The sequence below is a fragment of the Streptomyces sp. NPDC017448 genome (assembly GCF_044330565.1).
Lineage (GTDB): Bacteria > Actinomycetota > Actinomycetes > Streptomycetales > Streptomycetaceae > Streptomyces.
The window spans coordinates 25,683-34,121 of record NZ_JBIRLM010000014.1 but is presented as its reverse complement, the minus strand read 5'-3'; the positions used below and the strand labels follow the sequence as shown (position 1 = coordinate 34,121).

Annotated in this window: 7 protein-coding genes and 1 pseudogene; 6 read left to right on the top strand and 2 right to left on the bottom strand. The window is 74.3% G+C overall.

The features are described from left to right. The 3 genes and pseudogenes from ACH4K1_RS22285 to ACH4K1_RS22275 all read left to right on the top strand — a co-directional run. Positions 1-124: pseudogene (locus ACH4K1_RS22285) on the top strand (BatC protein); the annotation flags it as partial. Then, positions 121-1,428 carry a cupin domain-containing protein gene (locus tag ACH4K1_RS22280; RefSeq protein WP_398091019.1) on the top strand — a complete coding sequence of 436 codons (1,308 nt, stop codon included), beginning with the start codon at positions 121-123 and terminating at the stop codon, positions 1,426-1,428. The pseudogene ACH4K1_RS22285 and the gene ACH4K1_RS22280, both read left to right, overlap by 4 nt. Next, a complete protein-coding gene (locus ACH4K1_RS22275) occupies positions 1,425-2,327 on the top strand; it encodes a sucrase ferredoxin (RefSeq protein ID WP_398091018.1) in 903 nt (300 codons plus the stop codon). Before ACH4K1_RS22280 ends, ACH4K1_RS22275 begins: the two co-directional genes overlap by 4 nt. 42 nt (positions 2,328-2,369) lie before the next feature. Here the strand turns inward: ACH4K1_RS22275 and ACH4K1_RS22270 are convergent, their stop codons facing one another. Next, on the bottom strand, positions 2,370-2,780 hold the full coding sequence (locus tag ACH4K1_RS22270) for a Fur family transcriptional regulator (protein WP_398091017.1): 411 nt from the start codon (positions 2,778-2,780) through the stop codon (positions 2,370-2,372). 382 nt (positions 2,781-3,162) lie between these two features. On the opposite strand from ACH4K1_RS22270, the gene katG reads away from it, so the two are divergent. The 3 genes from katG (at position 3,163) to ACH4K1_RS22255 (ending at position 6,939) form a co-directional block, all read left to right on the top strand. Continuing rightward, entirely contained in the window at positions 3,163-5,418 is a 2,256-nt protein-coding gene (katG, locus tag ACH4K1_RS22265; protein ID WP_398091016.1) for a catalase/peroxidase HPI, read from the top strand. Between the two features lie 313 nt (positions 5,419-5,731). Next, a complete protein-coding gene (locus ACH4K1_RS22260) occupies positions 5,732-6,178 on the top strand; it encodes a hypothetical protein (protein WP_398091015.1) in 447 nt (148 codons plus the stop codon). A gap of 143 nt (positions 6,179-6,321) precedes the next feature. After that, entirely contained in the window at positions 6,322-6,939 is a 618-nt protein-coding gene (locus ACH4K1_RS22255; RefSeq protein ID WP_398091014.1) for a TetR/AcrR family transcriptional regulator, read from the top strand. 18 nt (positions 6,940-6,957) lie between these two features. On the opposite strand, the gene ACH4K1_RS22250 is transcribed toward ACH4K1_RS22255, so the two are convergent. Next, positions 6,958-8,436, bottom strand: a complete 1,479-nt coding sequence (locus ACH4K1_RS22250) for an aminotransferase class I/II-fold pyridoxal phosphate-dependent enzyme (protein WP_398091013.1) — start codon at positions 8,434-8,436, stop codon at positions 6,958-6,960. Positions 8,437-8,439: the final 3 nt, after the last annotated feature.

Here is an 8,439-nt window from a genome sequence, read left to right as displayed (position 1 = left end):
CGGCGGCGCGGACGGTGGAGCCGACGGCGGCGCGGAAGGTCCCGCCGACGGCGGGGCGGCCGGCACCCCCGGCGTCCACGACGGCGGCGCGGACGGCAGCGCCGACGGCGGCAGCCGCTCTTGAGCATGGCCCGGACCGAGCTCCAGGATTCCGGCGCACGTCAGGGCGCCGGAATCCTGGAGTCTCGCCTGACCCGCCTCGGCCGGGAGGAGTTCGCCCGTGACGTCTGGGCCCGCACGGCGGCGCTGACGCGCGGGGCGAGCGACTTCTCCGACGTCTTCTCCGCGGCCGCGGTGGACGAACTGGTCTCACGGCGCGGGTTGCGTACGCCGTTCCTCCGGGTCGCCAAGGACGGTTCCACGCTCCCCGAGTCGTCGTTCACCGCGTCCGCCGGGGTGGGGGCCACCGTCGCCGACCAGCTCGACGACACCGCCCTGTGGCGGGCGTTCGAGGACGGCGCGACGCTCGTCCTGCAGGCGTTGCACCGTACCTGGGAGCCGGTGGCGGACCTGGTCTCCGCACTCGGTACGGAGCTGGGGCACCCCGTCCAGGCCAACGCCTACGTCACCCCGCCGCAGAACCGCGGGTTCGACGCGCACTACGACGTGCACGACGTCTTCGTCCTCCAGATCGAGGGGACGAAGCGGTGGGTCGTCCACGAGCCCGTGCTGCCGGACCCGTTGCGCGACCAGCCGTGGACCGACCACCGCGCGGCCGTCGCCGAGCGGGCCGCACACGGCATCCCGCACCTGGACACGACGCTCCGCCCCGGCGATGTGCTCTATCTGCCGCGCGGCTGGCTGCACTCCGCGCAGGCCCGGGGAGAGGTCTCGGTCCATCTGACCCTCGGGGTCCACGTCCGGACGCGCTACGCGCTGGCCGAACAGCTGGTCCGGGCCGCCCTCGCGGACCTGGCCGACGACCCGTCGATGCGCCGCAGCCTCCCCCTGAGGGCGGGCGGGCCCCTCCTGGAAGCGGGCGGGCCGGACGACGTGGACGGTACAGCCGGCCCGAGCGGCGCTCCGGGCGCTCCGGGCACGGGGGACGGCAGGACGAACGGCTCGGGCAGTCCGACGGAGCTGGTCCGTGAACGCCTGCTGGCCGCCGTCGCCGATGCCGACCCCGCCCCGCTGTTCCACCGTGCGCACCGGTCCCTGGCGCGCCCGGCGCCCCTGGGGCCGCTGGCCCAACTCGCCGCTCTGAACAGCCTCGGCCCCGCCTCGCCGGTCCGGCTGCGAGAGGCGTTGGAGCCACGGCTGGACGGAACGCGCCTGTTCACCCGGGTGGGTTACCTCGACTTCCCGGCGGACGACCTCGTCCCCGTGGCCCGGCTGCTCGACGGACGGGTCCGCACCGCCGGCGACCTCGGCCTCGATCTCGCCGGACGGCTGCTGCGGGCGGGCGTGCTGGTGCCCGCGGGCCGGTGACCGCGCCCGGCCGCTTCTTCTGCGCCGACGCCGCCCGGGAGCGCGGCGACGCGTTCGCCGGCACGGCGCCGTACGGCACGGTCTGGGTCCTCATCGAGTACCGGCGCGGCTGGCCCGCCAACGGCTACGACGGCCTCGCCCTCGATCCGGGGGCCAAGGCCCTCGTGTACTCCGCCGCCCGGGCGCACCGGGCGCGGATCCTGCTGGTCCGGCGGCCCGGCCGCCGCCTTCCCGGTGAAGGGGGCCGGTGGGCGGTGCTGCGCCACGACGGCTCCGGCGGCCTGCGCCAGCAGTGGGGCGGCTGGCGCCGCGACGAGGACCTGGCGCGGATCGCGGCGGCGCTGGACTCCCCGGGGGAGCCCGGTCTGCCGCCGGTCGTCCTCGTCTGCGCCCACGGCACGCACGACGCGTGCTGCGCGGTGCGCGGGCGCCCCGTGGGCGCGGTTCTCAGCGCGTGCTGGCCCGACCTGGTGTGGGAGTGCACGCATGTGGGCGGGGACCGGTTCGCCGCCAACGTGGTCGTGGTGCCCGATGGCGTCTACTACGGCGATCTGGACGCGGCGTCGGCGGTCACCGTGGTCCGGGAGCATCTGGCCGACCGCATCCACGCCGCCCATCTACGGGGCTACACCACGCTCCACCCGCCGCAGCAGGCGGCCGTGGCCGGGGTGCTCGCGCGCTTCGGTCCGGCGGGCCGGTACGCGTACGACGTCGTCGAGACCGTCCGTGACCAGCGGGGCTGGCGCATCCGCGTCAGCGACCGGGCGGACGGCGCGAGGGCGTTCGACGTCGAGGTACGGGCCCGCCGCACACCGCCGCGCCGGCTGACCTGCCGCGGACCGGCCGACAGTTCGGCCCTCGTCTACGACGTGGCGTCGATCCGCGAGGGCCGCGTCTGACCGCGGGGTCTCCGGCCTCCGGCGCCGCCGCCCGCCTCCGAGTCAGGCGCAGGCCGGGCACAGCCCGCGATAGGTGATCTCCACCGCGCCGACGGTGAAGCCGAACCGCTCGCTCCCGGGCAGGTCGGCCAGGGCGTCGCCGGCCGGGTGGACGTCGCGGACCGTGCCGCAGCCGGAGCACACCAGATGCTGGTGGGCGCGGTGCGCGTTGGGGTCGTAGCGCTTGGCCCGGCCCACGGTGGAGACCTCCACCACCTCGCCCAGCGCGACGAGTTCCCCCAGCGTGTTGTAGACGGTGGCACGGGAGATCTCGGGCAGCCGGGCGGCGGCCCGCAGGTGCACCTCGTCCGCGGTCAGGTGCACGTGGTCGCCGTCGAGGACCTCCGCGACGACGCGCCGCTGCGAGGTCAGCCGCCAGCCACGGCCCCGCAGCCGTTGCAGGAGGTCGCTCATCCCGTCTCACCCGCTCCGCTTCGCCGGGAGGCGCGGCCGCCGCGAAGAATCGGACGACGTCGCACCTCGGTCGATATGGTTTTAGCTCACTTCTTGACTTGGACGAAGTCCATCGTAGGATCGATCCCGGCGACATCCAAGAGACAGGAAGGCTCCGGCACGGCAGCAGAGACACCTGACGGGACACCGCCGTTCGACCGCGCGGCGCCGCCTGCCGACGCAGCCCGCACCGCACCGCCCGGGGCCACCCGGTCCACGGCCCGTGAGGCGTTCGGTCCGGCCGCGGCGACGTCCTGGATCACAGCGTGCCCCTTCTGCACGACCCGAATCCTCCTCCCCGTTCAGCGCCCCACGACCCGCCGCCGGGTCCGGAAGGATTTCCATGACCGAGAACCACGAGTCGCACGTCTACGACCCCGTCACCCCGGATTCGCCCGAGACGGCCGTTCCCGAGGTGCCCGAGGCGCAGGCGAGCGGCTGCCCCGTGGCCCACGGCCGCGCGCCGCACCCCACGCAGGGCGGCGGGAACCGCCAGTGGTGGCCGGACCGCCTCAACCTGAAGATCCTCGCCAAGAACCCCGCCGTGGCCAATCCGCTGGGCGAGGACTTCGACTACGCGGCCGCTTTCCAGGCCCTCGACCTGCCCGCCGTCAAGCGCGACATCGCCGAGGTGCTCACCACGTCGCAGGACTGGTGGCCGGCCGACTTCGGCAACTACGGTCCGCTGATGGTCCGGATGGCCTGGCACAGCGCCGGCACGTACCGCATCAGCGACGGCCGCGGCGGCGCGGGCGCCGGCCAGCAGCGCTTCGCCCCGCTGAACAGCTGGCCGGACAACGGCAACCTGGACAAGGCCCGGCGGCTGCTGTGGCCGGTCAAGAAGAAGTACGGCCAGGCGCTCTCCTGGGCCGACCTGCTGATCCTCACCGGCAACGTCGCCCTGGAGACCATGGGTCTGAAGACCTTCGGTTTCGCCGGCGGTCGCGAGGACGTCTGGGAGTCGGAGGAGGACGTCTACTGGGGTCCGGAGACGACCTGGCTCGACGACGAGCGCTACACGGGCGACCGTGAGCTGGAGAGCCCGCTCGGCGCGGTCCAGATGGGCCTGATCTACGTCAACCCCGAGGGCCCCAACGGGAATCCGGACCCGGTCGCGGCGGCCCGCGACATCCGCGAGACCTTCCGCCGGATGGCGATGAACGACGAGGAGACCGTCGCGCTCATCGCCGGTGGCCACACCTTCGGCAAGACGCACGGGGCCGGTCCGGCGGAGAACGTCGGCGCCGACCCCGAGGGCGCCCCGATGGAGGAGCAGGGGCTGGGCTGGCGCAGCTCGTACAAGTCGGGCAAGGGCGGCGACGCCATCACCAGCGGTCTGGAGGTGACCTGGACCAGCACCCCGACCGCGTGGGGCAACGAGTTCTTCCACAACCTCTTCGCCTACGAGTACGAGCTGACCACCTCCCCCGCCGGGGCGAAGCAGTGGGTCGCCAAGGACGCGGAGGCGACCATCCCGGACGCGCACGACCCGTCGAAGAAGCACAAGCCGCAGATGCTCACGACCGACCTGGCGCTGCGCTTCGACCCGGCGTACGAGCAGATCTCGCGCCGCTTCCACGAGAACCCGGAGGAGTTCGCGGACGCCTTCGCCCGCGCCTGGTTCAAGCTGACACACCGTGACATGGGCCCGGTCCAGCGCTACCTGGGCCCCGAGGTGCCCTCCGAGGTTCTGCTGTGGCAGGACCCGCTGCCCGAGCGCACGGGCGAGCCGCTGGAGGCCGCGGACGTCGCCGCGCTCAAGGAGCAGGTGCTCGCCACGGACCTGACGGTGGGACAGCTCGTCTCGGCCGCCTGGGCCTCGGCGGCCTCCTTCCGCGGCAGCGACAAGCGCGGCGGCGCCAACGGCGCGCGGGTCCGGCTGGAGCCGCAGCGCGGCTGGGAGGCGAACGACCCGGACGAGCTGGCCCGGGTGCTGCGCGTACTGGAGGGCGTGCGGGACTCCTTCAACGCCGAGGGCGGCAAGCAGGTCTCGCTGGCCGACCTGATCGTCCTGGCGGGCAGCGCGGCCGTCGAGCAGGCGGCCAGGGACGCCGGGGTCGAGGTGGAGGTGCCGTTCACGCCGGGCCGCGTCGACGCCACGCAGGAGCAGACGGACGTCGAGTCGTTCGCCGCTCTGGAGCCGGCGTACGACGGCTTCCGCAACTACGTCGGCAAGGCCGCCCGGCTGCCCGCCGAGTACCTGCTCCTGGACCGGGCCAACCTGCTCACGCTGAGCGCCCCGGAGACCACCGTCCTGGTCGGCGGCCTGCGGGTGCTGGGCGCCAACACCGGCGGCTCCCGGCACGGCGTCCTCACCGACCGGCCGGGGACGCTGACCAACGACTTCTTCGTGAACCTGCTCGACCTGGGCATCACCTGGAAGCCGACGTCGTCGGCGCAGGACGAGTTCGAGGCCCGCGACGCGTCCGGCCGGGTCAAGTGGACCGGCACCCGCGCCGACCTGGTCTTCGGCTCCAACTCCGAGCTGCGGGCCCTCGCCGAGGTGTACGCGAGCGACGACGCGCGGCAGAAGTTCGTGACGGACTTCGTCGCCGCCTGGGCCAAGGTCATGGACCTGGACCGCTTCGACCTGGCCTGATCACGTCCGACCACGGATGGCCCACCCGTGGTCGGCACGGATCGAACGGTGGGGCCGGTGCACCCCCGCACCGGCCCCACCGGCGCGTCCCGGGCCCCGGGCCCTGCCCCGGCCGCGGCCCGAGGAGCCACCGCAGCGGGAGCCTCCGCCGGGCGCACCGCCTGCGGGAGCAGGGGCCCGGCGAGCACCCGCCCGGAAGGAGCGGGCCGGGGCGGCCGCCCCGAACGGGCCGGGACGGCCCTCAGCGCGCCACCGCCGCGCCCACATCGTCGACCTGGTCGAACTCTCCGGCGGCAGCTACGAGAGCCCGGCGATGACCGGCCGCTCCACCGGTTCGCGCACCCGGGCCCGCGAGGCGTACTTCCTGGAGCTGGCCGAGGATCTGGCCGGGACCAGCCCGCTCCCCCTCATACTCACCGGGGTCATCACCCGGCGCGAGACGGCGGAGCGGGTCCTCGACGGCGGCGTGGCGGTCGTCGGCATGGGTACCGCGCTCGCCGTCACCCCCGGCCTGCCCGACCGCTGGCGCCGGGGCCGCGAGGCCGACCGCACCATGCGCCCGGTGAACTGGTCCGACAAGGCCCTCTCCTCCCTCGCCGGCACGGCGCAGGTACGGCACCAGATGCGCCGCATCGCCAGGGGAAGCGCGCCCCGGCCCGGCATCCACCCGGCGATCGCCCTGGTCTCCGAACAGCGCAGGCAGCGAACCGCCCTGCGCCGCTACCGCTCCTGGCCGGCCGGGCCCCGGAAGGCGGCCTGAACGGCGGGCACCGGCCTCCTCCCGGCCGGCGGCGCCCCGCCCGGCCGGGGACGGCTTTCCCCTCCCCTCCCGATCACCTACGATGTGTACACCGTTCACATCTGGGAGGAGAGGGGGACCTGGCGAACACAGGAGCGTGCCCCATGTCTCGGCCCACCACGTACCACCACGGGGATCCGCGCGCCGCCTGCCTTCGCGCCGCGCGCCAACTCCTGGAGGAGGACGGCAGCGCCGCGCTCTCGCTGCGCGCGGTGGCCCGGCGTGCCGGGGTGTCGGCGACGGCTCCCTATCGCCACTACTCCGACCGGGAGGCGCTGGTCTCCGCCGTGGCCGCCGAAGGGTACCGGGAGCTGGCGCAGCAGCCGGCCCGGGCCCACCCGGCGCCCTCGACGCCCGACGAGCTCGCCGCCGTGGCCGTGGCCTACGTACGGTTCGCGCTGGAACACCCGGCCCTGTTCCGGGCGATGTTCGCGGAGCCCTGCGACCCCACCAGCGAGGAGCGGGTCGCCGCGACCGAGGCCATCGCGCGGTACGTCCGCACCATCGTCGGGGCCGCCTTCCCCGACGGGGACGCGGACGCCCTGTCGACCACCGTCTGGACCCTCGTCCACGGCCTCGCGTTCCTGCACCTCGACGGCAAGCTCGACGCCTCCTCCCCCGAGGCCGTCGCCGCCCAGGTCACCTCCGCCGTCCAGGCCCTGTTCCACGCCTCCCCGGCGCTCTCCGGCACGACGGCGGCAGCCGCCCCGACGACGGCCTGAAGCCGTGCGGGGCCGGGCTCAGTCGGCGCCCACGTCGTGCACGGAGACGCGGATGGTGGCGACCGTGCTGTCGGCGGCGTCGGGGACGAACATGCCCGCCTCGACGCCGGTGCGCAGGTAGTCCACCACCGCTTGGTCGAGCAGCTCACCGGGGAGGGCCGCGGGGATGCCGGGCGGGTACGGGGTCAGCGTCTCCGCGCAGACCCGGCCGACCGCCTGGTCCGCGGGCACCTGCTCGACCTCCCCGAAGAACGCGTCCCGGGGAAGCGTCACCTGCCGGAGGCGGAGCTCGCTCGGGTCCGGGATACGGATGCCGGGGGCCGGCGGGAGGTCGTCGGCGTGGGCCACCAGGTCGCGCAGGCCGTCGAGGAGCCGGCCCGTGGTCCTCTCGTCGTCGGCGTGGGTGAGCTGGGCGTTGATGCGCCGGTGGTCGGAGGTGTGCAGGTTGATGCGGTGGTGGCGGCGCAGCCAGTCGGCGGCGTCGTAGCCGCTGAACTTCACCTCGCTCAGGTCAATGAAGATCTGCAGCGGGTCCATGTCGAAGGCGAGCCCGGCCGAGCAGAAGTCGTCGCGCCCGTTGACGTGCAGCCCGTCGACGCCCTGCACGGCCGCCCGTACGCGGCGGGCCCGCGCCAGGGCATCCTCCATGAGCGTGTGGCCGTGCTCCACCATCTGGCGGCGCCAGCCGTCCAGGGCCGCGTAGACCAGGACCGAGGGGCTGGTGGTGTCCAGCAGGTCGGCGCGGGAAGCGAGGGTGTGGGGGGTGATGAGGTCGCCCTGCAGGTGGAAGACCGACCCCTGTTCGAGCCCGGACCCCATCTTGTGCACCGACGTCACGCACACGTCGGCGCCGGCGTCCATGGCCCACGTGGGCAGCTCGGGGTGGAAGGGCAGGTGGGCGCCCCAGGCCTCGTCCACGATCAGCGGCACGCCGCGCGCGTGGCACAGCTCCGCGACGGCGTTGATGTCGGCGCAGGTCCCGTAGGGGGTGGGGCTGGTCAGCAGCGCGCCGCGCGCGTCGGGATGCGCCTCGAAGGCCGCACGGAAGGAGTCCGGCGCCGGCGGGTGGGCCAGGTGCAGTCGGGCGTCCCACTGGGGTTCGACCCATACGGGGCGGATGCCCGCGAGGATCAGGCCCGAGACCACCGATTTGTGCGCGTCCCGGCTGACCAGCAGTTTCTCGTGCGGTCCCGCGACGGCCAGCATGGCGGCCTTGACCGAGAGCGAGCTGCCGCAGGTGGAGAAGAAGGTGTGCTCGGCGCCCACGGCGTCGGCCATCAGCCGCTCCGCCCGCTCCAGGACCTTCCCGGAGGTGGTCCGGTCGTCCAGACCGGACACGGCCAGCATGTCCGCACGGAACAGGGCGTCCCCCAGGACGGCCCGCACTCTCGGGTCGGCTCCGCGGCCCTGTTTGTGGCCGGGCGGGGTGAAGGGCAGTTGGTCCTGGTCGTGGTAGGCCAGGAGAGCGTCGAGTACGGGGGCGGTGGAGTGGTCCATACA

What these genes read in the sequence shown, in the direction of transcription:
- ACH4K1_RS22250 (WP_398091013.1), bottom strand. Translation starts at nt 8,436, where the DNA reads ATGGACCACTCCACCGCCCCCGTACTCGACGCTCTCCTGGCCTACCAC.
- ACH4K1_RS22260 (WP_398091015.1), top strand. Translation starts at nt 5,732, where the DNA reads ATGACCGGCCGCTCCACCGGTTCGCGCACCCGGGCCCGCGAGGCGTAC.
- ACH4K1_RS22270 (WP_398091017.1), bottom strand. Translation starts at nt 2,780, where the DNA reads ATGAGCGACCTCCTGCAACGGCTGCGGGGCCGTGGCTGGCGGCTGACC.
- ACH4K1_RS22255 (WP_398091014.1), top strand. Translation starts at nt 6,322, where the DNA reads ATGTCTCGGCCCACCACGTACCACCACGGGGATCCGCGCGCCGCCTGC.
- katG (WP_398091016.1), top strand. Translation starts at nt 3,163, where the DNA reads ATGACCGAGAACCACGAGTCGCACGTCTACGACCCCGTCACCCCGGAT.